The 23,448-nt window shown below is 70.1% G+C and carries 19 protein-coding genes; 7 read left to right on the top strand and 12 right to left on the bottom strand.

Translation table 11 applies throughout. The annotated features are described in order from the left end of the window. Positions 1 to 33 precede the first annotated feature (33 nt). Both HQ325_RS12195 and HQ325_RS12190 read right to left on the bottom strand, forming a co-directional pair. Positions 34 to 996: a fumarylacetoacetate hydrolase family protein gene (locus HQ325_RS12195; protein ID WP_222629851.1), complete on the bottom strand. Its 963-nt coding sequence runs from the start codon at positions 994 to 996 to the stop codon at positions 34 to 36. After that, positions 993 to 2,222 (bottom strand): lipopolysaccharide biosynthesis protein, encoded by a 1,230-nt coding sequence (locus HQ325_RS12190; protein ID WP_222629849.1) that lies wholly within the window; start codon positions 2,220 to 2,222, stop codon positions 993 to 995. Before HQ325_RS12190 ends, HQ325_RS12195 begins: the two co-directional genes overlap by 4 nt. Before the next feature lie 6 nt (positions 2,223 to 2,228). Here HQ325_RS12190 and HQ325_RS12185 point away from each other — a divergent pair, with 6 nt between their 5' ends. Beyond that, positions 2,229 to 3,950, top strand: coding sequence for a hypothetical protein (locus HQ325_RS12185; RefSeq protein WP_222629847.1), 1,722 nt, complete (start codon positions 2,229 to 2,231; stop codon positions 3,948 to 3,950). 63 nt (positions 3,951 to 4,013) lie between these two features. Here HQ325_RS12185 and HQ325_RS12180 read toward each other — a convergent pair whose 3' ends face one another. Next, positions 4,014 to 5,249 carry a glycosyltransferase family 4 protein gene (locus HQ325_RS12180; protein ID WP_222630987.1) on the bottom strand — a complete coding sequence of 412 codons (1,236 nt, stop codon included), beginning with the start codon at positions 5,247 to 5,249 and terminating at the stop codon, positions 4,014 to 4,016. Between the two features lie 108 nt (positions 5,250 to 5,357). Between HQ325_RS12180 and HQ325_RS12175 the strand changes: the two genes are divergently transcribed. Together HQ325_RS12175 and HQ325_RS12170 are read left to right on the top strand one after the other, a co-directional pair. Then, a complete protein-coding gene (locus HQ325_RS12175; RefSeq protein WP_308014489.1) occupies positions 5,358 to 6,167 on the top strand; it encodes a class I SAM-dependent methyltransferase in 810 nt (269 codons plus the stop codon). Positions 6,168 to 6,177: 10 nt separating this feature from the next. Next, positions 6,178 to 7,098, top strand: coding sequence for an ROK family protein (locus HQ325_RS12170; RefSeq protein WP_222629842.1), 921 nt, complete (start codon positions 6,178 to 6,180; stop codon positions 7,096 to 7,098). Positions 7,099 to 7,140: 42 nt separating this feature from the next. Here HQ325_RS12170 and HQ325_RS12165 read toward each other — a convergent pair whose 3' ends face one another. The 4 genes from HQ325_RS12165 to HQ325_RS12150 form a co-directional block, all read right to left on the bottom strand. After that, positions 7,141 to 8,970, bottom strand: coding sequence for a phosphoenolpyruvate carboxykinase (GTP) (locus HQ325_RS12165; RefSeq protein ID WP_222629840.1), 1,830 nt, complete (start codon positions 8,968 to 8,970; stop codon positions 7,141 to 7,143). A 278-nt stretch (positions 8,971 to 9,248) separates the two neighbouring features. Then, positions 9,249 to 9,566, bottom strand: a complete 318-nt coding sequence (locus HQ325_RS12160) for a DUF6802 family protein (RefSeq protein ID WP_222629838.1) — start codon at positions 9,564 to 9,566, stop codon at positions 9,249 to 9,251. A 1-nt stretch (position 9,567) separates the two neighbouring features. Continuing rightward, positions 9,568 to 10,956, bottom strand: a complete 1,389-nt coding sequence (locus HQ325_RS12155) for a hypothetical protein (RefSeq protein WP_222629836.1) — start codon at positions 10,954 to 10,956, stop codon at positions 9,568 to 9,570. Then, positions 10,953 to 11,543: a hypothetical protein gene (locus tag HQ325_RS12150; protein ID WP_222629834.1), complete on the bottom strand. Its 591-nt coding sequence runs from the start codon at positions 11,541 to 11,543 to the stop codon at positions 10,953 to 10,955. Before HQ325_RS12150 ends, HQ325_RS12155 begins: the two co-directional genes overlap by 4 nt. Positions 11,544 to 11,639: 96 nt before the next feature. Between HQ325_RS12150 and trmB the strand changes: the two genes are divergently transcribed. From trmB to HQ325_RS12135, 3 genes are read left to right on the top strand one after another with little or no spacing between them, the layout of a single operon-like run. Then, positions 11,640 to 12,512 (top strand): tRNA (guanosine(46)-N7)-methyltransferase TrmB, encoded by an 873-nt coding sequence (trmB, locus tag HQ325_RS12145; RefSeq protein WP_374107229.1) that lies wholly within the window; start codon positions 11,640 to 11,642, stop codon positions 12,510 to 12,512. Beyond that, positions 12,509 to 13,201, top strand: a complete 693-nt coding sequence (locus tag HQ325_RS12140; RefSeq protein WP_222629830.1) for an NYN domain-containing protein — start codon at positions 12,509 to 12,511, stop codon at positions 13,199 to 13,201. The genes trmB and HQ325_RS12140 overlap by 4 nt, the downstream gene beginning before the upstream one ends. Before the next feature lie 57 nt (positions 13,202 to 13,258). Next, positions 13,259 to 16,333 carry an MMPL family transporter gene (locus HQ325_RS12135; RefSeq protein ID WP_261778393.1) on the top strand — a complete coding sequence of 1,025 codons (3,075 nt, stop codon included), beginning with the start codon at positions 13,259 to 13,261 and terminating at the stop codon, positions 16,331 to 16,333. On the opposite strand, the gene HQ325_RS12130 is transcribed toward HQ325_RS12135, so the two are convergent. The 5 genes from HQ325_RS12130 to HQ325_RS12110 form a co-directional block, all read right to left on the bottom strand. Further along, positions 16,293 to 18,158, bottom strand: a complete 1,866-nt coding sequence (locus HQ325_RS12130; RefSeq protein ID WP_222629824.1) for a DUF2339 domain-containing protein — start codon at positions 18,156 to 18,158, stop codon at positions 16,293 to 16,295. The two genes, HQ325_RS12135 and HQ325_RS12130, sit on opposite strands and share 41 nt — an antisense overlap. Positions 18,159 to 18,246: 88 nt before the next feature. Continuing rightward, the gene (locus HQ325_RS12125) at positions 18,247 to 18,906 is read right to left on the bottom strand and encodes a DUF1707 domain-containing protein (protein ID WP_222629821.1); all 660 of its coding nucleotides are present in this window, start codon (positions 18,904 to 18,906) and stop codon (positions 18,247 to 18,249) included. Between the two features lie 28 nt (positions 18,907 to 18,934). Next, the gene (locus HQ325_RS12120) at positions 18,935 to 19,609 is read right to left on the bottom strand and encodes a response regulator transcription factor (protein WP_222629818.1); all 675 of its coding nucleotides are present in this window, start codon (positions 19,607 to 19,609) and stop codon (positions 18,935 to 18,937) included. Next, positions 19,567 to 20,724 (bottom strand): MacS family sensor histidine kinase, encoded by a 1,158-nt coding sequence (gene macS / locus HQ325_RS12115; protein WP_222629815.1) that lies wholly within the window; start codon positions 20,722 to 20,724, stop codon positions 19,567 to 19,569. The genes HQ325_RS12120 and macS overlap by 43 nt, the downstream gene beginning before the upstream one ends. Beyond that, complete coding sequence (locus HQ325_RS12110) at positions 20,696 to 21,874, bottom strand: AI-2E family transporter (RefSeq protein WP_308014490.1); 1,179 nt, start codon at positions 21,872 to 21,874, stop codon at positions 20,696 to 20,698. The genes macS and HQ325_RS12110 overlap by 29 nt, the downstream gene beginning before the upstream one ends. A 103-nt stretch (positions 21,875 to 21,977) precedes the next feature. Here HQ325_RS12110 and HQ325_RS12105 point away from each other — a divergent pair, with 103 nt between their 5' ends. Beyond that, positions 21,978 to 23,426 (top strand): adenylate/guanylate cyclase domain-containing protein, encoded by a 1,449-nt coding sequence (locus tag HQ325_RS12105; RefSeq protein WP_037186160.1) that lies wholly within the window; start codon positions 21,978 to 21,980, stop codon positions 23,424 to 23,426. The last annotated feature ends 22 nt before the right edge of the window (positions 23,427 to 23,448 follow it).

Raw genomic sequence — 23,448 nt, 5'->3', positions numbered from 1 at the left:
GGCCTCCGGCCTGCCCGCTGGCCAGCCACCCGGCTAGGCAGGCTCCGCCACCGTGTTGGTCACCGACCCGATGCGCTCGACCTCGAGGCGCACCACGTCGCCCGGCCGCACCCAGCGGTCGAGTTCCATCCCGCATCCCGACGGCAGGGTTCCCGACGTCAGCAGCTCGCCGGGGCCGATGCTCTCGGACCTGCTGGCGTAGGCGAGTCCGTCTACCAGCGACCACCGGCCGCCTCGCGTCGACGTCTCCGACCACACCTCGCCGTTGACGGTGACGGTGCCGCGCAGGTCGGTCAGGTGCGGCAGGACCTCGTCCGCGGTGACCACCTCGGCACTCATGGAACTACCGAACGTCTTGGTCTTCACGACGGGTCCGAAGGGGCCGTTGCGCTGCTCGTCCCACTGCACGTCGCGCGCGCTGAAGTCGTTGAACACCACGAAGCCGCCGATCGCCGCTTCCGCCTCCGCCGTCGAGGCGCTGACGACCGGCCGGACCACCACGGCGCCGAACTCGAGTTCGAAGTCGAGCAGCTCGGTGTACGCGGGCCACGCCATGGGTTCACCGTCGCCGACGACGGAGAGGTGATTGCCCGTGTAGTAGATCGGATGCTGGGACGCTGCGGCGCCCGGCCGCAAGGGCGGGAACGGCTTCCGGGCGATCGCCTGGAAGGCCTTCGCCAGCGGCACGACGGCGGGCAGGTTGCGCCGCACCATCTGCTCGGCCGCCTGGTGCCAGTGCTGGTCCCACCCCGCGAAGCAGCGGAGCGATCGCGGCTCGAACGGCAGAGCGGCGAAGGACGTCGACGCGGTGGCTGTCCCGGCGGTGACTGCCCGGTCCACGAGATCGCGCGCCGCGTCGCGTGCACGCTCACCCGCCCCGAGGAAATCGACGATTCCGCTCGGAAGCTCTTCTCCCCCAGCAGCTCTCAGATCGACCCACGTTCCCGTGGTCTCGTGCAGCACGTCGATACCCGCCATGCCTCTACGCAGCCTCACGGACCCACCCCCCGGATTCGGTCATCCACCGATCCAAGCACACGGACACGCCCGAGCGCGCTGGTCGAGACCACAACAGATGCCACCGCAGCACATGCCGCGGCCACGACCACGAGCTCGGTCGCGCTGCCGACGACCGTCAGGACGAGAACGGCCTCGACCACGAGCACGGTCCACGCCGCCAGTGCCGAGCGCGTGTCACCGCGGGCCACGGCCGCCAGCAGTCCGCACTGCACCAGGGCCAGCAGCGCACCCTGCGCCGCGAACAGCCACAGCAGGTACTGCACCGGCGCGTAGTCCGCGCCCATCACCAGCGGAACGATCGGCCCGACGATCGCAGCGCCCAGCACCACGACGGACCCGACGCCCAGCAGCACCAGCAGGGCAGCGCGGACCGCCGACGCCGACCGACGCGGATCCGCCATCCTCGGGTACAGCACCACGCCGACCGACTGCGGGAGCCAGAAGGCTGCCTTCGCGGCGACGGCGCCGAGCGCGTAGACACCCGCGGCCTCCGGGTCGAGGACGCGTCGGGCGAGTAGGAGGTCGACCGAGGACAGCGCGACGATCACGAGTTGGACCTGCGATGCGGCGAGCACGTCGCGCCAGGTCCCGGCTGCGGCGAGCCGGGTGCGCTCGTCCGTCTGCTCGGCGCGGTCGACGACGATGCGCGCAGCCAGAGCCATGACCGCGGTCCCCATCGCGCCGGCGACCAGGGCGGGTCCCACACCTCCGCCCAGCAGCAGCGTGGTCACCGCGGGCACCACCTTCGCCAGGCCGCTCGCCGCGAGCACACCGCCGAGGGCACCGAAGCGCGAGTCCCCCTGCAGCAGGCCCTGTTCCGTGGCCAGCAGCACGAGGAACGGAGCCGTCACGACGGCCGCCGCCGTGGTCACGACGTCGGTGTGGAGCAGGGCCGCCACGACGGGGGTCGTGACGACGGCAAGACCGGCGACGACCACGGCGTACAGGTGTCCGAGCCTGCGCGAGGCGGCCACCGATCGCCCGCGCACCCGGTCTCGCGCCACGACGGTCTGCACTGCCAGCGCCGGCACCGCGAGTACCAGCTGGGCGGCCAGCAGAGACGCGAAGACCCCGTAGCCCTGCGGTCCGAGCACGCGTCCGGCCGGGAGGTGCAGCAGATACGAGGCGATGTTCGCCGCCATCGACCCCGCCGTCACGATGCTCACCCCGGCCACCACGGTCGAGGCGCGCGCAGGGATCATGCCCTCATGATCGCAGGGTCGAGCAGGAGAGCCGGGGCGTGGTCCCTCGCCTGGTCCGTCGTGCTCACCGGTGTCGTTCTCGGCCCGCTCCTGCATGTTCTGCCTCCGGGTGGCGGCCACCTGCTGCTGCGTGACGCGGTGTCGACACCTCGGTCGTATCTCACCGACTCGGCCCTGGGTCTGTCGGACTCGGCGGCACGTGCGGTTCCTCAGGACGCCGTCGTCTCGGTCGCCACCAGCGTCGTCGACGGCGGCGTGGTGGTCGTCGGACTTCTCGCTCTTGCGTTGATCGCCGCCGGGTGGGGCGCCGCGCAGATGACGGCGCGGGTGCTCGGCGGCGCCTCGACCGGCCCTCGTCTGGTGGCCGCCACCGTGGCCGTGTGGAACCCCTACGTCGCCGAACGTCTGCTGCAGGGGCACTGGAGCCTGCTCGTCGGCTACGCGGCACTGCCCTGGACGGCCGTCGCGGCCATGACGCTCCGCGACCGCGGTGACCTGCGGTCCGCTGCCCCACTCGTGCTGGTTCTCGGCATCGCCGGGCTCACCCCGACGGGCGTCCTGCTCTGCGCCGTGCTCGCTGCGGCGGTCCTGGCCGCACCGGGTGGGGAACACCGCGTACGGCGGCTCGTCGTCGTGGCCGTCGCCACGGTGGTCCTGTCTTTGCCCTGGCTGGTGGCCACCGCCGTGTCCGGGGCCGGTACCGGCGCCGATCCGGCGGGAGTCGCGGCCTTCGCGGCGCGGGCCGAACCCGGACTCGGGACGATCGGAGCGCTCGCCGGTCTGGGCGGCATCTGGAACGCCGACGCGGTTCCCGGCAGCCGAACCAGCCTGTTCGCCGTCGTCGGCACCGCCGTGCTGCTCGGCCTGGCAGCCGCCGGACTCCCTCGTCTGCGCCGGACCGCATCGCCCGTGGTCGCGGCGCTCCTGCTCACCGGCGCCGTGTCCGTGGTGCTCGTCGCCCTCGCCGCCACCCCGATCGGGCTCGACGTCGGCCGATGGGCCGCCGAGTCGGTACCCGGTGCCGGGCTGTTCCGGGACGGTCAGAAATGGGTCGCCCTGTGGATGCCGGCACTCGCCCTGAGTGCAGGCTCCGCGGTCGATCGACCCGGTTGCAGCGGGACACGTCCCCGGCTCGCAGCCGTGTCCGCCGTCGCCGCGCTGCTCGTCGTCCTGCCCGATCTGGCATGGGGCGTGCACGGCGCGCTGCGTCCGGTCGACTATCCCGCCGGATGGTCGTCGGTGATCGACACTGTCGGTCCGTCCGACGCCCTCGTGGCGGTCCTGCCGACCGGCACGTTCCGCCGGTTCGACTGGTCGGGCGAGGCACCGGTCCTCGATCCCGCTCCGAGGCTGCTCGACGCCGACGTCCTCGGCACCGGTGATCTCCCGGTCGGCGGCACGGTCGTCCGGGGGGAGAACACCGTCGCGGGGCTGGTCGAACGACTGCTCCTGGACGGCGCTCCGGCGAGCGACCTCGCCGCACTCGGAGTCGGGTGGATCCTGATCGAGAGGTCGGCGGGCGAGAGCGGGGACTCCGCGCGCACGCTCGCGGGTCTGGAACCCGTGTACGCGGACGCCGATCTCACGTTGTACTCACTCGCTGATCCGGCACCTCGTCCACGCTCGGATCGTCTGCCGGCGATCGTCGCTCATCTGCTGTGGGCGGCCGCGGTCCTGACGTCGGCCGCCGTCGCCGTCGCGGGGGCGCGTCACACCCGGACTCGCTGACCGAAGACCACCGGCCTCCGGCCTGCCCGCCACCTACCGACCGGCCTCCGGCCTACCCGCCACCTACCGACCGGCCTCCGGCCTGCCCGCCACGACAGACCGACCGGCCTCCGGCCTACCCGCGACCAGCCCAGACACCGCTCGGCCGTCCACTCGCTCGCGCAGCACCGACTCCACCGCTCGCGCGCACCACGTCCACGAGAACTCCCGGGTCCGCAGCCGCGCCTTCTCCCCGAGCTGTCTACGGAGATCACCGTCGTCCAGCAGCGTCCGCACCGCGTCGGTCAGTTCACCGACGTCGGAGTCGCGGCTGAGCCACTCGTCGCCCACGAGGACTCCGGTGACACCGTCCACCACGGAGTCGGTCAACCCCCGAGAATGCCGGTAGCCGACGGTGGGGACACCGTGCTGAGCTGCCTCGACGACGGCGAGTCCCCACCCCTCCTTCCGGGACGGGAGCACGTGGACCCACGACTGCGACAGGATCTCGTGCTTACGGGTCTCGGACACGTGACCGTGGAAGGTCACGGCGTCGGCCACGCCCCGCGCGCGGGCGTGATCGCGCAGATTGTCGTCCCACCAGCCGCCGCCGATGACATCGAGACGCAGTGCAGGCGTCGCATCCCGCAGCGCGGCGAGGACGTCGATGGCGTCCTCGATCTGCTTGTGCGGAACGAGCCGGGACAGGACCGACAGCGTCGGTGCGTCCGCTCGGGTGTGTGGGTCGCCCACCGTGACGGAAGCGGGAATGTCGTCGACACCGTTGCGGACCACGGCGACCCTCTCGCGGTCCACGCCGAGGGCGATCAGCTCGTCCGCCGAGGGAAGCGACACCGTCAGGTACTGCGAGCGTCGATGGACCCGCGGCGACAACCTGGACTCGATGAACCATCCCAGCCGCGCCATGACCGCACCGGCCACCGGCCATTGTTCGCGGTGACAATGGTGGACCAGCACCGTGACGGGAGCCGCCGTCACGAGTCGTGCGAAGAAGGGGATTCCGTTCTGCGTGTCGATCACCGCATCGGGCTTCAGACCTGCCAGGGGACCGAGGCCGAGCCGCCCGGCGAGGAGCGCTCCGAGCGCTCGCGGGTAGACCGTCAGGCGCCCGCCGCCGCGGCTGACGCGCACGCCGTCGATCGTGTCTGACGCGGGTGCGCCGGGGTAACCGGCCGTGCGCAGGGTGACCTTGATGCCCTGCGACGCCAGCCCTGCGCCCACGTGCTCGAGGTAGCGCTCGCTACCTCCACCCTGTGGATGACCGCTGTCGCGCCAACAGAGCAGCAGTACCTCACGCAACTCCGTCATCTGCTGTCACCCCCTGGCGATCCTTCGACCATCGACGCCGTTCAGTATGCCGTCGTCCCGCCGCACTGCTGCATCCGAGAACCTCTACAGTCTCCACTCGTGCCCTCGTCTCCCGTCACCGCCGGACTCGCTCGACGGGCCACCCTGCGACGGTCACTCTCCCTCGTGGCGGACTTCCGATTCGAGCAGTCCGATCCCGCACGCTTCTACGGGGCGCTGGCTCGCGACACCGCGACGCTGATCCACGACCTGTGGACCGGGGCCACCGGGACGACGCTCGACGGACTGACGGTGCTCGACGTCGGCGGCGGACCCGGCTACTTCGCCGACGCCTTCGCCGACGCGGGCGCCCGCTACGTCTCCGTGGAGCCGGACGCCTCGGAGATGCACGCCGCGGGGCTCGACGCCCGCGGATCCGTCCGAGGCTCGGGTACTGCACTGCCCGTCCGCTCGGACAGCGTCGACATCTGCCTGTCCTCCAACGTCGCGGAGCATGTCCGACACCCGTGGGTCATGGCCGAGGAGATGCTGCGCGTGACGCGGCCCGGTGGACTGGTGGTGCTGTCGTACACGATGTGGTGGGGCCCGTTCGGTGGGCACGAGACCGGGCCGTGGCACGTGTTCGGCGGCGAGCGCGCCGCGCGACGCTACGCCCGCGTGCACGGCGCGCAACCCAAGAACCGTTTCGGGGTGTCCCTGTTCCCGATCCGCGCCTCGCACGGATTACGCTGGGCGGCAGACACTTCGAGCGGAGAGCTCCTCGCCGCCTTCCCGCGGTACCACCCCCGCTGGGCGTGGTGGTGTGTCCGCGTGCCCGGATTCCGCGAGCTGGCGGTGAGCAATCTGGTGCTCGTGCTCCGCGCGCACGCCGCTACCGACCGCGGGCTCGGGACCACGCTCGCCCGTTAGGGTGGCGTGAATGACGACGACCGAGAGAACATCGCTCGCACTCGACATCGGCGGCACCAAGTTCACCGCCGCGGTGGTGGGCGCCGACGGCCGACCGCAGGATCCCGTCGTCGTTCCGACACCCACCGAGAACGTGTGGGCAGCGTGCGAGGAACTCCTCCTCACGGTGGTCTCCGCGGCAGGGGTCGAGGTCCAGGACATCGACGCCGTCGGTATCGCGTCGGCCGGGCCCGTGGACACCGTGGCCGGCACGGTGGCACCGATCAACATCGCGGAGTGGTACGAGGGCTTCGGGCTCGTGGACGCCGTCCGCGGCGTGGTTCCGCACGCCACCGTGACCCTGGCGCTCGACGGTGCCTGCGCGGCGCTGGCCGAACATCGATTCGGGGCCGCCCGCCACGTGCAGAACGTGCTGGGCATGGTGGTGTCGACCGGCATCGGCGGCGGCCTGGTCCTGGGCGGGGAGATCGTGCGCGGCCACAGCGGTAACGCCGGGCACGTGGGACACATCGTGGTCCCCGGATCCATCGAACCCTGCACTTGCGGCGGGGTCGGCTGCGTCGAGACGGTCGCCAGCGGCCCGAACGCGGTGCGCTGGGCCCGCGAGAACGGCTGGGAGGGCGCCACCGGCATCGACCTCGCCGAGTCCGCCCGCGCCGCCGACCCGGTGGCGGTCGCCGCTCTCCAACGGGCCGGCGTGGCACTGGGGCAGGCGATCGCATCCGCTGCAGCGCTGCTCGACATCGAGACGGCCGTCATCGGCGGCGGCTTCAGCGCGGCGGGCCCGGCGTTGTGGAACCCTCTCCGCGAGACCGTGGCGCTGCACGCCCGGCTCGGCTTCCTGGAGTCGTTCACCGTGGTTCCCGCCGCGCTCGGGGCCGTCGGCACTCTGACGGGAGCGGCCGCACTGGTGACACCGAGACAGCACTGACGCCCGCCCCCGGAATCGGGAACGGGCGTCAGAGGTGGCGGATCAGGAGTTCAGGCGCTGCTTGAGAGCGTCGAACTCGTCCTGGATACCGGTGGGGAGCTTCTCGCCGACGAAGTCGAACCACTCCTCGATGAGCGGGATCTCCTTCTTCCACTCGTCGACGTTCACCGCGAGCGCCTCGGCCACATCGGCCGTGGCGACGTCGAGTCCGTCGATGTCGAGCGCGTCGGCCGTGGGCACCACACCGATGGGCGTGTCGACACCGGCGGCCTTGTGCTCGATGCGCTCGACGATCCACTTCAGCACGCGGGAGTTCTCACCGAATCCGGGCCACAGGAAGCGCTTGTCGTCGCCACGGCGGAACCAGTTGACGTAGAACACCTTCGGGAGCTTGGACTCGTCGGCGTTCTTGCCGAGGTCGATCCAGTGCTGGAAGTAGTCGCCGACGTTGTAGCCGAGGAACGGCAACATGGCCATCGGGTCACGACGGATGGTGCCGACGGTGCCCTCGGCCGCTGCCGTCTGCTCGGAACCGACGGTGGCGCCCATGAACACGCCGTGCTGCCAGTCACGAGCCTCGGTGACCAGAGGAACGGTGGTCTTGCGGCGGCCACCGAAGAGGATCGCCGAGATCGGCACACCCTGTGGGTCGTCCCACTCGGGCGCCATGGACGGGCACTGTGACATCGGCACGCAGTAGCGCGAGTTGGGGTGCGCCGCATTGCTGTCCGAGTCAGGCGTCCAGTCCTTGCCGGTCCAGTCGATCAGGTGCTGGGGATCGCCCTCGAGACCCTCCCACCAGACGTCGCCGTCGTCGGTCTGCGCGACGTTGGTGAAGACGGCATTGCCCTGGTCGATGGTGCGCATCGCGTTGGGGTTCGAGTCCCAGTTCGTTCCCGGCGCGACGCCGAAGAAGCCGAACTCCGGGTTGACCGCGTACAGCCGGCCGTCCTTGCCGAAGCGCATCCACGCGATGTCGTCACCGATGGTCTCGGCGCGCCAACCCGGAATGGTCGGCTGGATCATCGCGAGGTTGGTCTTGCCACAGGCGGACGGGAACGCCGCGGCGATGTAGTACGCCTTGTCCTCCGGCGAGATGAGCTTGAGGATCAGCATGTGCTCGGCCAGCCAGCCCTCGTCGTGGGCCATGGCCGACGCGATACGCAGCGAGTAGCACTTCTTGCCCAGCAGCGCGTTGCCGCCGTAGCCGGAGCCGTAGCTCCAGATCTCGCGATCCTCGGGGAAGTGCGAGATGTACTTGGTGTCGTTGCACGGCCACGGCACGTCCTGCTGACCCTCGTCGAGCGGGGCGCCGAGCGAGTGCAGGGCCTTGACGAAGAACCCGTCGTCCCCGAGCTTCTCGAGCACCTTCGCACCCATGCGCGTCATCACGCGCATGGAGACGACGACGTACTCGGAATCGGTGATCTCGACACCCAGCTTGGGGTCGTCGGCCTCGAGCGGGCCCATGCAGAACGGGATGACGTACATGGTGCGACCGCGCATGCAGCCGCGATAGAGATCGCGCATCGTGCCGCGCATCTCCTCCGGGTCCATCCAGTTGTTGGTGGGACCGGCGTCGATCTCGCGCGTGGAGCAGATGTAGGTCCGCGACTCGACGCGCGCCACATCGGACGGGTCGGAGTTGCCCAGGAACGAGTTGGGCTTCTTCTCGGCATTCAGCCGGGTGAACGTGCCCGCATCGACCAGCTGGTCGGTGAGGCGGCTCCACTCCTCGTCCGAACCGTCGGCGAAGACGATCCGGTCGGGCTGGGTCAGCTCGGCCACGTCGCGTACCCAGGCCAGCAGGCCGGCATGGGTCGTGGGCGGGGTGCCGTCGGTTCCGTTGAGACCCGGAATGGTCGCGGTCATCTTGTCTCCTGGGGTGGTGCAGGAACGTGTGGCCGTCACCGCCTCGGTCCGTCGATCGGCGCCGGACCGAAGTGCGTGAGCGAACCATGGGTTCCCAGTGGGCGGGGTAGTCCCGTGACCTTCGATCGACAGATCGCAGGGCCCCGAGTGTCCTGGACCTAGAGGTTAACGCTGTGAAGAACGGCGAGGGCACTCGGGGCATGTCCGTTCCGTCACAAAACCGATTCAGTGACCTGGCCGTAAAGCGCACTATGTCAGGACATTTGGTGTTCATCGCGTCACAGCGAGCCGCGATCGGTGGCACGCCAGGACCCGTCGGAACCGCCCGCGAGGTCGGTCGAGGACACCCACACCGTGTACTCACCGTCGGCCTCGAAGACCGTCGCGCGGTCGACGACGCCGTCACCGTCGAGATCGGTGAGAACCGTCATCTCCGTCGAACCGTGGTCGAACGCCGATGCGTACGCATCGGACAGACCCCCGTGCAGTACCGCCGTGTCTGCCGTGCCGTCGCCGTCGAGATCGATGACGGGGTCGAATCCACCCTCTCCGACGCCCGGCCCGTCCAGGTCGAACGATCCCGACCACTCGGCCATGTCAGTCCCCCGTGTTCCTCGACGTCGTACTCACCTCGTGCTTGGACGCACCTGCCGAGGGGACGGTTCCCCGCCGCCCGAGGGTGGGTGCGACGCGGTCCAGAACCTCCAGATCGCGTTGGTAGGCGGCGGCACGCGAGGCGGCCCGAGAGGTGATGTCCCGGATCTCGCCGTCGATCTCCGCGATCACCGCGTTCCGCCGGGCGGACGCATCCCTGACCTGCGCCGACAGTCTCACGGTGAGCCACGAGTCGGCCATCACGAGACGGGACGCGGTGTCCCGTTCCCATCCGGACGCGGCATCGGCCACCACGTCCGCGGCCCACCGGCGCACACGCGCACGGCGCGTCGAGAGAAGCCGCGTCCGCACCACCGCGGCCGCCATCACCACGGCGCAGAGCACGGTCACGACCACAGCAGACGCGCCGCCGAGCGAGGCAGCCCACACCGCGACCCGCCCCACTCCGGCACCCGCCGAGGCACCGACGACACCCGTCAGCACGTCGTCGACTCCCCACCGTGCCGACGGGGGCGGTTGGTGGGTCGTCGAGACACGCTCGACCGGAGGTGCGGAACCCGGGGCGCCGAGCGCGGTCAACGCCGTGGTCACCTCGTCCGAGAGCCGACCCGATGCCGCACCGATCTCCGCGGCGACCACCGACGGGAGTCGTCGAAGATCGGCGAAGCTCGCGTCCCCGACGGCGGCGGCGACCCGGGTGCCCGTCTCCCGCCGATGCACGCCGACTCGGTGAGCGAGATCGAGGCGCACCTCGGCCGTCGACCGCCGGAGGAGCAGTCCGTCGTCCGTCGGGATCGACGCGGCCCGGCGCCGGCGTTCCCGCGCGTCGGTGAGGTCCGCGCTGCCCGTGTCGCGTCGGGCCGCCGCCGTCAGTGCCGAGCGAGCCTCGGACAGCGCGCGCTCCACTGCCGACAGCGCCGCATCCGTCGGGTCCCACTCGTCCGCTGCCCGGTCGAGCGCGTCCACGACGGCACCGTCGTCGGGACCGGACACCACCACCGCGTCGGGGCGCGGGACCGACACCGTCCATCGGGCGAGGACGCGCCGTGCGTCGTCCGGTCCGGCGGCGATCCGGAGCACCACCGGAAGTTCGGCCGGGATCGACCGCGCCGCCCGGACGAGGGCGCCGCCCGGCGGCAGGTCGGGATCCACCAGGACGAGCACCGCCGAGGCCGCGGAGACGGGCCGGACGGACCACCCCGCAGAGGTCACCACCGCACCGACCGACTCCTGATCGAGGCCCGGTGCCGCGAGAACGGCGACGGTGCGCGCCTGTGTGCGTCCTCGCTCGAGCCGACTCAGGGAGTCCGGACTCCACGTCCGCACCACTCGGGCCACGTCGGAGGGCAGGTCGGCGGCGGCGTCGCTCACGCGCGCGCACCGCGCCGGACGTGCGCCGCCGCGGGGGCGCGCAGGAATGTCTCGACAGACGACCTCGCGTGCGGACGCCGGGCGGCCATGTCCTCCATCGCCACGAGCAGGTCGATGTCGCGGCGGTTCGCCGCGTGCGACACCGCCGTCGCCCAGACTCGGGCGAGCGTGTCGACGTCGTCGGCACCGATCACGGTCGTCCCTGCCGGCAGTGCCGCGGCGACGGCATCCGCGTCGATCGGAAGGTCGGTGCGTCCGAGGACGACGAGGGTCTCGAATCCACTCGACCGTGCAGCCACCACCTCCAGGTCCGCGGCGGTCACGGTCCGGGCGACGACGAGCGCGAGAACGTCGTGGTCGAGAACAGGACGGGGGAGATCGAGGGCGTCCACGCCGTGCACCTCGGCCGTCCCGGGAAGGTCCAGTGCCGTGACGACGCGGGACTTGCCCGCACCGGGCCGCCCCGCGACGGCAACGCGCAACGGAGAACGCCATCGCTCGATCACTGCTCCCAGCGCAGCGTCGTCGACACTGCGTTCCAGCTCGGTCACCGCGCGGTGCAGCGCGCTCGACTCGGTCCCCGGCATCCGTGATCCCCCGATTCTGCAGATGCGACGGGGCGATTCTCACACGCCGATCCCGGTGCCGGTAGGCCAGAGTCTCGACCTGAAGTCGAGACCCTGCTGTCACGAACTGCGCCCATGGGAGACAATGGGAGGATGACCGACCCCCGTGCCGTGGACGCAGCGCCCGAGAACGGCCTGTCCGACGGTGCCGACGACAGCCGGTCCGGCGGTTCCAGGCTGTATCCCCGGGTGACCAGTTTCCGGTCCCGACGCGGCGCACTCACCGAACCGCAGCAGTCCTCGTGGGACAGGATGTGGCCCAGCATCGGCCGCGACGTGGCCGACGAGCCGCTCGACGCCGCGTCGTGGTTCGGCCGACCAGCCCCCGTGGTGCTCGAGATCGGCTCCGGGACCGGCACGGCCGCACTCGCGATGGCGGCCGCCGAGCCGCACGTGAACCTGATCGCCGTCGAGGTCTACCGCCCGGGAATAGCGCAGACGGTCCAGGGAATCGAGCGAGAAGGGCTCTCCAACCTGCGCATTCTGCGCGGCGACGCGGCCGACGTGCTCGAGAACATGGTGGCACCCGGCTCGCTCGCCGGCGTCCGCGTGTTCTTCCCCGACCCCTGGCCCAAGGCCCGGCACCACAAGCGCCGGCTGCTGAAAGCGGAGACCTTCGCCCTGGTGGCGAATCGTCTCGAGCCCGGCGGCATTCTCCACGTCGCCACCGACCATGCCGACTACGCGGAGTGGATCGAGGAGGTCGGTGACGCGGAGTCCGCTCTCACGCGGCTGCCGTTCGATGCCGAACGACGTACCGTCGAGGGGTCCTCCCTGTCCGTCGACCGTCCGGTGACGAAGTTCGAGGGCAAGGCCCAGCAGGTCGGCAGGCCGACGAGCGAGTTCGTCTGGAGCACGCCGTCCACCGGAGCGACCGACGTCGCTGCGGCGACGATCACGCGACGAGAGAGCGAGAACCCACTCCGATGAGCGTGGACGAACAGAATCCGGACACGGCCGTACTCGACGTCGCCGGTGATTCTCGCCATACCAAGAAGGTTCTGCTCGTCTGGGACGCCCCCAACCTGGACATGGGCCTCGGCGCCATTCTGGGCGGTCGCCCCACCGCTGCCTACCGCCCGCGCTTCGATGCGCTGGGGCGATGGCTTCTCGGACGCACCGCCCAGCTCTCCGCTCTGGAGACCGCGACCCTCGAACCCGAGGCCACGGTCTTCACCAACATCGCCCAGGGCAGCGCCGACGTCGTTCGTCCCTGGGTCGAGGCGTTGCGTAACGTGGGCTTCGCGGTCTTCGCCAAGCCGAAGATCGACGAGGACAGCGACGTCGACTCCGACATGCTCGATCACATCGAGCTCCGCTCGCGAGACCACGGTCTCGCGGGGGTGGTGGTCGCGTCCGCGGACGGTCAGGCCTTCCGGCTTCCACTCGAAGCCATCGCGGCGACGGGTGTGCCCGTCCAGATCCTCGGGTTCCGTGAACACGCCAGTTGGGCTGTCACGTCGGACATCCTCGAGTTCCTGGATCTCGAGGACATCCCCGGTGTGTTCCGTGAACCACTGCCGCGAGTCAGCCTCGATTCCCTCCCGGACGAGGGCGCCTGGCTGCAGCCGTTCCGTCCGCTGTCCGCTCTGCTCGTCGGGCGTCAAGGAGTGTCCTGAGTGTTTTCTCGATGGGGAGATCTGGTTCACCGATCGCGGTTCACCGTCATCGGTGTGATGGTCGCGTTCCTGTTGGGCCTCGCCGCGTACGGACTCAGCCTGAACGACCACTTGAGTCAGAGCGGCTGGGACGACCCGAACTCGGAGTCGGTGCACGCCGCGGTCACCGCGGACGGCACGTTCGGTCGCGACAGCACCGGCGACGTCGTCGCCCTCTACACCGCGCCCGAGGGATCGACGGTCGACGACCCGGCGTTCCAGCAGACCGTCACCGCCGGTCAGGACGCCATGATGGCGGCGCATGCGGACAAGATCTCCAAGATCAACATCAACTATTTCCAGCAGCGCCTCCCCGCACTGGCCTCGCCGGACAAGACGAAGGCGATCGCGACGTTCGCGATCGCCGGTGCGAACGACACGGAACTGACCAACAACTTCCGTGACGTGAAGGACGCGTTCGCCATCGACGGCGTCGACGTGCAGCTCGCCGGACTCCAGCCCATCGCGAACGCGCTGAACGACACCATGGCCGGCGACATCAAGCGCATGGAGATCCTCGCCATCCCTGTGGTGGGCGTGCTCCTGTTCTTCGTGTTCGGCGGCGTCGTGGCCGCGGCGTTGCCGCTGATCATCGGTGGTCTCACCGTGGTCGCCGCCAACGGCATGGTCCGGCTGTTCACCAACTTCGTCGAGGTCAACAGCTTCGTCGCACCCGTCGTCTCGCTCATCGGTCTCGGGTTGGCCATCGACTACGCGCTGTTCATCGTCAGCCGGTTCCGAGAGGAACTGGCCGACGGCCGCACGACACAGCAGGCCGTGCAACGCTCCGTCATGACCGCGGGCCGCACCGTCGTCTTCTCGGCCACGATGATCGTCGCGAGCCTCGGCGGACTGCTGCTCTTCCCGCAGGGCTTCCTGAAGTCGGTCGCGTTCGGCGCCATCGCCACCGTGGCGCTGGCGGCCCTGACGGCCGTCACCGTCCTCCCTGCGATCCTGTCGATCCTGGGCAAGCGCATCGATGCGCTGGGCCTGAAGAGCATGCGCAAGACGAAGACCACCGAGGAGATCGAGTCCGGGCCGTGGGGCAAGCTCACGCGCTGGGTCATGCGAAACCCGCTCAAGGTGTGTGTGCCGATCGTCCTGGGACTGTTGATCCTCACGCTGCCGGTCGGCGCCATCAAGTTCGGCGGCATCAACGAGACGTACCTGCCGCCGGACAACCCCACCCGTGTCGCGCAGAACGTGTTCGACGAGAACTTCCCGTCCTACCGCACCGAGCCCCTCAAGATCGTTCTCGAGGATGCTGCCGGTCCGCAGTTGGGCACGATTCTGCGCGAGGCGTCCAACGCCCCGGGGCTCGTCGAGCGGTTCTCCATCGAGCGCAACGAGAACGGTGTCGCCGTGCTCAAGGCGGGCCTCGTCGACCGCAACGTGTCGTCGCCCGCCATCGACTACATCCGCTCGATCGACGTTCCCGACGGGGTGACCCTGTCGGTCGGCGGCACGCCCGCGATCGAACAGGACTCGATCGCGGCGCTCGTGGATCGACTACCTCTCATGGCGACGCTCGTCGTGCTGGTCACGACGTTGCTGATGTTCCTCACGTTCGGGTCGCTCGTCCTGCCCCTCAAGGCCATCCTGATGACCACGCTGGGGCTCGGCGCGACGCTCGGCATCCTCACGTTCATCTTCGTCGACGGCAACGGCGCAGGCCCGCTGAACTTCACTCCGGGGCCGATCATGGCCCCGGTCCTGGTGTTGATCATCGCGATCATCTTCGGGTTGTCGACCGACTACGAGGTGTTCCTGCTCTCCCGGATGGTGGAGGCGCGAGCCCGCGGAGCGAGTACCACCGAGGCCATCCGCGTCGGCACCTCGCACACCGGCCGCATCATCACCGCGGCCGCCATGATCCTCATCGTCGTCACGGGCGCATTCGCGTTCTCCGAGCTGGTGATGATGAAGTACATCGCCTACGGCATGATCGCCGCGCTCATCATCGACGCGACGTTGATCCGCATGTTCCTGGTACCGGCGACGATGAAGCTGCTCGGCGACGACTGTTGGTGGGCGCCGCAGTGGATGAAGCGCATCCAGCAGAAGCTGGGCCTCGGCGAGCCGATCCTCGACGCGGAGACGATGCCCACCGACGTCCCCGAGCTGGTCGCGATCGGCTCTGCTCCGCTCCCCGCACACACTCGGGAGCCGCTCACCCAACCGATTCCGCGGGTACTGCAGGGCGGCCACTCGGCCACTCGTGCGATGCCCGAACGAGTCGACCCGCCCGCACCGGATCGTCCCCGGCCCGTCGATCCGCGTCCGGCTCCGGCGCGCGTGCGGAAGCCCGTCGTCCAGAACCCCGTCGTCCAGAACCCCGTCGTCCAGAACCCCGTCGTGCAGCAACCCACCGCGCCGGAGCCCGCTGCACCGCGCGCCGTCGAGCCCACGGCCAGCCCGGTGGCACCCGAGCCCGCGCCTGCGCCTGCGCCTGCGGAGGAGATTCGGGTCGCACGCCCGGCCGAGGCTCGACCCGCACCAGCGACGGAGAACGAGCACGTGCACCCGACGGCCCGTCCGGAGCCGACGTCGCCCGAACCTGCACCCCGGAACGGAGCGCCCGCCCCGCGCCCCATCGAGAGCTGGCTCGCCGAACTCCGCGCGCCCTCCGTCGCCCAGCGTTCGAACGGCTCGAACGGCTCGAACGGCTCGAACGGCTCGAACGGCTCGAACGGGCACGAGACCACGTCGTTCCGGTACGGCTCGGTCTCGGGCGACGGCATCGACGTCGATCGGCCCCGCAACGGCGACGGTCACAGCAACGGCAACGGCAACGGCAACGGCAACGGCAACGGCAACGGTCACAGCAACGGCACCGGCTCGCGCACCAGCGCCGAGGTCGATTCCTGGATCGCCGGTCTGCGGATGCCCGAGCGTGCGGACCGGCCGGCGGACGCGCCCGAGAACCACAACCTCTCCACGCCCGAGGTCTCCGAGCCCGACGAGACACCGCCGACGACCACATCGGGTCGTCGGCGGGCTCGGGACGGAGACGACGAGTCGGGCGGTCGTCACCACGGTCAGTCCGGTGCCATCAGTGTGAGCGAGTTGCTGGCCCGCCAGCGTCGGCAGTGACGGCAGCGTCGGCGCGGTCCGCGAAGGACCTCGCGTAGCGGGTTCCGATACCGAGCAGCATCACTCCCACCACCAGGAACGCGGCGGCGCGGGGCAGTCCACCGAGTGCGCTGAGGTCGAACAGGAACAGCTTGGCGATGGCCGAGGCCGCGACGGTCAGTCCTGCGGCGAGGACCGTGCGGGCCCCGGTGGCGTCGGACAGACCGCGTATCAGCAGTGCGACGGCCACGGTCATCCACACGATGGTCGCTGCGCCGTGGCCGACGAGGAACCCGGCGCGGCCGCCGATCTCGATGCCGGTGATCACGCACACCGCCGTCGCACCGAAGAGGCCCGCGACCCCCGCCAGGCCGGCGGCGAGAGTTCGGAGCGTCGAGTCCGCGATGGTGCGCAGCGCCGCGAGCACTCCCGCCACAGCCATCGCGATCATGGCGACCGACGCGGGCACCGATTCCCAGCCGGAGTCGAGAGCGCGAACGGGGCTGCTCAGCGAGTCGACGGAGGTGATCTGCGTGTGTGCACTGGTCCCGAGGACGGCGAAGAACGCGCCGGCCGCGGCCGACACACCCGAGCGGGTCCGGGCACCGACGAGGAGCGCCGTGATGGCGACCAGCAGCAGGGCGAGAATGCGGACCTGATCGGCTGTGCCCGCCACCAGTGCCGACGCCACCGCCACCGAGGCCGTCGCCGTGAGCACCAGGCGAACCGTGGTGGCCAGCTCGCGTCGAGCGATCAGGGTCGCCACCAGGACGAGCGCGACGACGGCGTCGATGCCGCCGGCGACGGGACGAGAGAACAGCGCCGCCGTGACGAGGACCGCGCCGGCGGTGGCCGAGATCGAGGCGAGTGAGACCGGGTCCACTGCGCGGCGCGCGAGGGTGGTCCACCAGGCGACGACAGCGGTACCGAAGGACAGTCCCGCGACGACGAGGAGCGGCACCAGATCGGCGGTAGGGACGGTCTTCACGTGGGCGAGCAGCCCGGCGAGCAGCACCGCTCCGACGACCGGGACCGTGCGGACGACGCGCAACCAGACCCACTGCTCACGGATGTCGACGAGCGAGGCGGCGATCTGCACGACCACCAGGAATGCGAGGAGTGCCGGCGTGATGCCGCCCGTGACGACGGGTGCCAGTGTCGCGATGCCGGCCACGACCATCACCGCGAGTGACTGCGACGACCAGCGCAGTGCGACCGCGACGCCGAGCGCGGCGACACCGAGTCCCACCACGAGCCCGACGACGGGATGCACCCACCCGTACAGCGCGGTGACGGCCGCGAGGTCGAGATACAGCCCGGCGAATCCCGTCGCGGCGAGTGCGACGGCGCCGACGCGGCCACCGGGTCGTGCGACCACACGGTGCGCGGCGGAGACGAGCACTCCGGAGATCAGCGCACCCGCGGCGACCCGAGGACCGGGGCCGAACCAGCCCGACTGCGCCGCGAGTACCACCAGCATCACGACACCGATGACGGTCACCGCAGCACCCGCGGCCGCGAGCACACGGCTGACCACACCGTCGCGCTGCCACCACGGGGTGGTGTCACGGGGAGGGGCGGGCGTCGGGCGCGGTAGCGGCCGCACCGGGAAAGTCGACACCGGGGAAGTCGACACCGGGGAAGTCGACACCGGGGAAGTCTGCACCGGCGGCCTCGGAGCGGGGTGCTGCTGCCACGACACCGGAGGCGGCTGCATCGGCGGACCGTCGAGCTGCTGTCGGAGGAGACCGAGGTCGTGGCCGACGCGGGCGAGGTGCTGCTGCAGGGAGGCGACCTCACCGGACAGCACGTGCACGAGTCGCGGATCTATCGAGGGAGTGGTCATACCTCGATCGTGCTGGCTGGGGCGGACAGGGGGAACACGGGAAACTACTCGAGTCCCACGCTGTTCTACTCAGCCGCCGGTGCTGTTCCTACCCGAACATGCGCTTGATGGACGTCCCGAAGGGGTGCTTGGCCGTGACGGACCCGAATCGGATGCGCCCGCGCACGACGACGTGCAGACCACCCTCGACGGGCCGACTGCGCACCTTGTTGGTCGCACTGCCGCCCACGGTGTCGACGCCGTCGAGATCCACCGACGCACCCTCGGGCACCACGACGGTGATGGTGCTGCAGTAGTCGTCCACGTCGATCCGCACCTCGCGTGAGGTCAGTACCGCGGAACTGAAGTCGAGGGTCACCGTGGCCATCTTCGACGCGACCCGGATTGCCGATGGCGCGGTCCAGGTACCGGAACGGGTGACCGTCGACATCGTGGCTCGGATGTCCACAGGTGCGCCGTCGGTGGCGGCCGGAAGTCCGGGTGCCGACGTCAGCGCGTCGCTCGGGACCACGGCGGGCGGTCCGGCCTGCTGGGGTGGGCCGCCCTGCAGTGTCATGCCCGGCAGGTCGACCAGCACCGCGTTGAGCTCACCGCGCGTCTTGGCCGCCAGCACCGAGTCCATCCGCTCGGTGAACTCGCCGAGTGAGAGCATCCCCTGTCCGACGGCCCGTTGCAGCAGGCCGCCCACGTGCTCTCGTTCGGCGTCGCTCACGCGCATGTTCCTGGGGTCGGTGCCGTCTCCGGTCATGGCGACCAGAGTAGTGAACACGACGCCGTCACTGCAGCCCCTGCTCGAGCGCCCACCGGGTGAGTTCGACACGATTCGCGAGGTGCAGCTTGCGCAGCGTCGCCTGTACGTGGTTCTCGACGGTGCGATGACTGATACCCAGCCGAGTTCCGATCTGCTTGGCGCTCAACCCTTTCGCGACCATGCGCAGCACCTCCGTCTCGCGGTCGGTCAGAACGGGAGGCGGTTCCGCGTCCGTGGGAGCGGCTGCCATACGGCGGTACTCCCCGAGCACCAGCCCGGCCAGTCCGGGTGTGAACACCGCATCGCCGCGACTCGTCGCCTGCACGGCCGACACCAGATCGTCGATCGAGGCACTCTTCACGAGGTAGCCGGTCGCCCCAGCCTTGACCGCGCCGAGCACGTCGTCCCGTTCGGCGGACGCGGAGAGCACCAGTACCCGGCTGTCGGGCGAGACCGCAAGCACCGACGCGGTGCCCTCGGCACCGGTTCCGTCTCCGAGATCCATGTCCATGACGACCACCTGCGGCGACGTCGCCCGCGCACGCGCGATGGCCGAGCGGACACCGTCGGCGGTGGCAACCACTCGAAAGCCCCGCGCGTCGAGGTCCCGCGCCACTCCGTCACGCCACATCGGGTGGTCGTCGACCACCATCACCGTCACCGAGGCGTCGGCGCTGTCCGTGGCAGCGTCAGTTCCCATTCCGTTCCCTCTCCTGGCCTGCTGTCCACCCTCGCACGCCCACCGATGGCTGCCGTCCGGCCCACGATCGAGCCGGAGACGCCGAGTCGTCCCTCCGCACGCGCCTCGTCGAGACGGCCGGGGGCCATTCCTGCCCCGTCGTCGCGCACTGTCACCACGACCTCGTCGCCGAGGTCCTCCACCAGCACGAACACGTGGACGTCGGGCCCGCCGTGTCGATGCGCGTTGTCGACGGCGGCGAGTGTCGCGGCCGCGAGCTCCGACGCGACCGACGCCCGGAGAACGACGGCCTCGGACGGCGCCGAGACGACAGCGCGCGTGCCCACCGCAGCGCGCACCAGCGCGGCCAGGTCGGCCGCGCCGTCGGAACGCCCGGTGGCCGACCCGGACAGCAGGGCGCGGAGCGCGGCCTCCTGACTGCCGGCGAGATCCGCCAGTTCTGCTGCTGCGCCGCCGATCTCACGGCCGCGGCGACTCACCATTGCCAGCACCTGCAGCACACCGTCATGCACCTCGCGGGCCAGTCGCTCGCGTTCTGCGGTCGCCGCGGCCAAGGCGACCGCCTCGTCGAGACGGCTGCGTGCGAGGCGTGCCGTCCGCGCTGCGAGCCCCAGGGCCAGCCCGACCGAGAGCAGTACGGGCCCGGTCGAGTCGCGCCACAACTCGCCGTCGACGGTGCCGCGCACCACGGCGATGGCGGCTGTCATCACCGCCGCCGAGGCGAGCCCCACCCGTGGTCCTCCGAGAACGGCTGCGCCGATCACGGCGTTGGCCACCCAGAGGGTCGTCGGGAGCACCTGGTGGTCCTGGCGCCACGCCGAACTCGCCACCAGCAGCGTGCTGCAGATCAGTGCCAGCGTCATCACCTGGTCGGCGACGACGACGGGGCGCCGTGCAGGGGTCGTCAGGGTCGCGATCGCCGCGATTCCGGACCAGATGACAGTGACGACGACGAAGAGCCAGCTCAGACGGGGTGCGTCGTACCGGTCCTGGACGACCAACTGGAACCCGGCCACGTACAGGACGGTGACCAGTCGGAACGCTGCCGCGGCGCGCCACAGCGGTGCCTCCGCGACACCGGTGGCGTCAGCTCGCGGGACCGTCGACCTCGCCACGGCTCAGCTTCTGGTTCTCGGGGTGCGGACTGTTCGGTGCGGCCGGGAACATCGGTTCCGACGGATCCGCGTCGGCGATCTCCTCGTACGCCTCCTCGGGATCGTCGGCGAGCAGCGAGCGGACCGCGGTGTTGGCCATCGCGACGAGCGGCACCGCGAGCAGGCCACCGATGATGCCCGCCATGACGATGCCGGTGGCGATGGCGAGCACCACGGCCAACGGATGCACACGGACTGCCCGGCCGAGCAGAAGTGGTTGCAGCACATGGCCTTCCACCTGCATAACGGCGATGACGATCGCGAGTGCGATGAGCGCCGTGATGAATCCCTTGGTGACCAGGGCGACGAGCACCGCGACGAAGCCGGTGAGCACCGCACCCACGATGGGAACGAAGGCTCCGATGAACACCAGTGACGCCAGCGGAAGAGCCAGCGGGACACCGAGGATCGCCAGACCCGTGCCGATACCGATGGCATCGACGGCGGCGACCGCGACGGTGGCGCGCACGTACCCGACCAGCGAGCCGAAGGCCTGACTGCCCGCCAATCGGACGCGGCGGCGCGCCCGCGTCGGGACGATCCGGGACAGGAAGTCCCAGATCTGCTGCCCGCCGTACAGAAAGAAGATCAGGGTGAAGAGCACGAGCAGTGCCCCGGTGAGCATCTCGCCGATCACCGCGGCGGTGGTCAACGCGCCGCTGGTGAGGGCTTCCTGATTCGACTGCACCGACCGGACCACCGAATCGCCGGCGCTGCGAATCTGGTCCTCGCTGAAGTGGAGGGGCCCCTGAGTCAGCCAGTCCTGGATCTGGGTGACGCTGCCGGTGAACTGATCCGTGAGGGCGGGGACGCCCTCGATGAACTGCTCGACGACGAATGTCAGGATGCCGACCAGCAGCCCGAGGCTGCCGAGTATCGAGACGATCACCGCGACGACGCGTGGGATGCCGCGCCGCTGCATCCAGTCGACGAGCGGGGACAGCAGTGCCGACGCCAGCAGGGCGAGGGCCACCGGGACGATGACGCTCTCGAGCCGGTGCACGATCATGCCGATCACCACGAGCCCGGCGAACAACACCAACAGACGCCAGGTCCAGGCAGCGCCGACACGTACCACAGGGTGTACCGACTCCGCCGGATCGTCCGTCACCGAGGAAGCCTAACCGAGCACCCGGTAAGTTGACCTCGTGCTGACGCTTCTACGTGCGGTCTCGTTGACCCTGAGAAGTCGCTGGCCGCTGTACCTCGCGTCGATGCTGCTGGCCAATCTGCTCGGCGCGATCCTCGTGTTCGCCTTCGTCCGGTACGGGCTGCCCATTCCGGAGAACGAGTCGATCGTCGTCGATCGGGTGCGCAACGTCTTCATCTTCGGGGCGTACCTGCTCTTCGCAGCCGTCGTCAGCCTCGCGACCGCCGCCGTCATGCTGCGCAGCGTCATGCGGTGGCAGATCCGAGGTGGCCCGCCCAGTCGATCCGAGCAGATGGCCGCCCTGCACGCACCGCTGCGCCAGGCCATCGTGCACCTGGTGCTGTGGATCGTCGGCGGCGTCATCTTCATGCTGCTCACCGCGTCGGAGATGCCGTCGCTCGCGGTGGCCGTCGCGGTGACGGTCGCCATGTCCGCGGCGATCACCTTCGGCTTCACCTACATGCTGGGCGAACGCATCCTCCGACCCGTCGCCGCGCAGGCGCTCAGCGAGGGCAGTTTCGACCGCACGATGACGCCCGGCGTCGGCACGCGCATGGCGATGACGTGGGGACTGGGCACACTGATCCCCGTCGTCGGCATCCTGCTGCTGTGCGCGACCCAGCTGACCACCGACCTGGTCTTCTCCCCCGACTCGCTGGCCATCGCCATCAGTCTGCTCTGCGTGCTGGCGATCATCCAGGCGTTCTGCCTGTCGATGCTCACCGCCAGCCAGATCTCCGACCCCATTCGTCAGCTGCGCCGCGCCATCGAGAAGGTGCAGGAAGGCCACACCGAGGTCCAGGTCGAGGTGTTCGACGGCAGCGAGATCGGCCGCCTGCAGGTCGGCTTCAACCGGATGATGGCCGACGCGTCGGAAAGGGCAGTCCTGCGCGAGCTGTTCGGGCAGCACGTCGGTGAGGACGTCGCGCGGCGCGCCCTCAAGTTCGGCACCGAGCTCGGCGGCGAGACCAGATTCGTCGCGGTGCTGTTCGTCGACATGGTCGGCTCGACCGCTGCTGCCTCCGAACGTCCCCCCGGCGAGGTCGTGGACCTGCTCAACGACTTCTTCCGCGTCGTCGTCGACGTGGTCGACCGGCACCACGGCTTCGTCAACAAGTTCGTGGGCGACGCGGCGCTGGCCATCTTCGGCGCGCCCCTGGATCGCCCGGACGCACCCACCGCGGCACTGTCCGCAGCGCGGGAACTGCGCAGCGAGCTCACCGAGATCGCCGGACTCGACATCGGCATCGGCGTGTCGGCCGGACTGGCGGTGGCGGGAAACATCGGCGCCAAGGAACGCTTCGAGTACACCGTCATCGGTGATCCCGTGAACGAGGCGTCGCGCCTGACGGAACTCGCGAAGTTCACTCCCAGTCGGGTTCTCGCGTCGACGTCGGCACTGTACTTCGCCGACGAGGACGAGCAGTCCGAGTGGGAACTGGGCGAGAAGGTGCAGCTGCGCGGGCGACGCCGCGCGACGCACCTGGCCTCCCCGGTCGACTATCCGCGCTGATCGTCGGCACCGTTCGTTACTC

Origin of the sequence: Rhodococcus sp. BP-349 (assembly GCF_019835845.1) — a bacterium.
GTDB lineage: Bacteria > Actinomycetota > Actinomycetes > Mycobacteriales > Mycobacteriaceae > Rhodococcoides.
The sequence above is the reverse complement of the archived record's forward strand: the minus strand, read 5'-3'. Positions and strand labels throughout refer to the sequence as shown.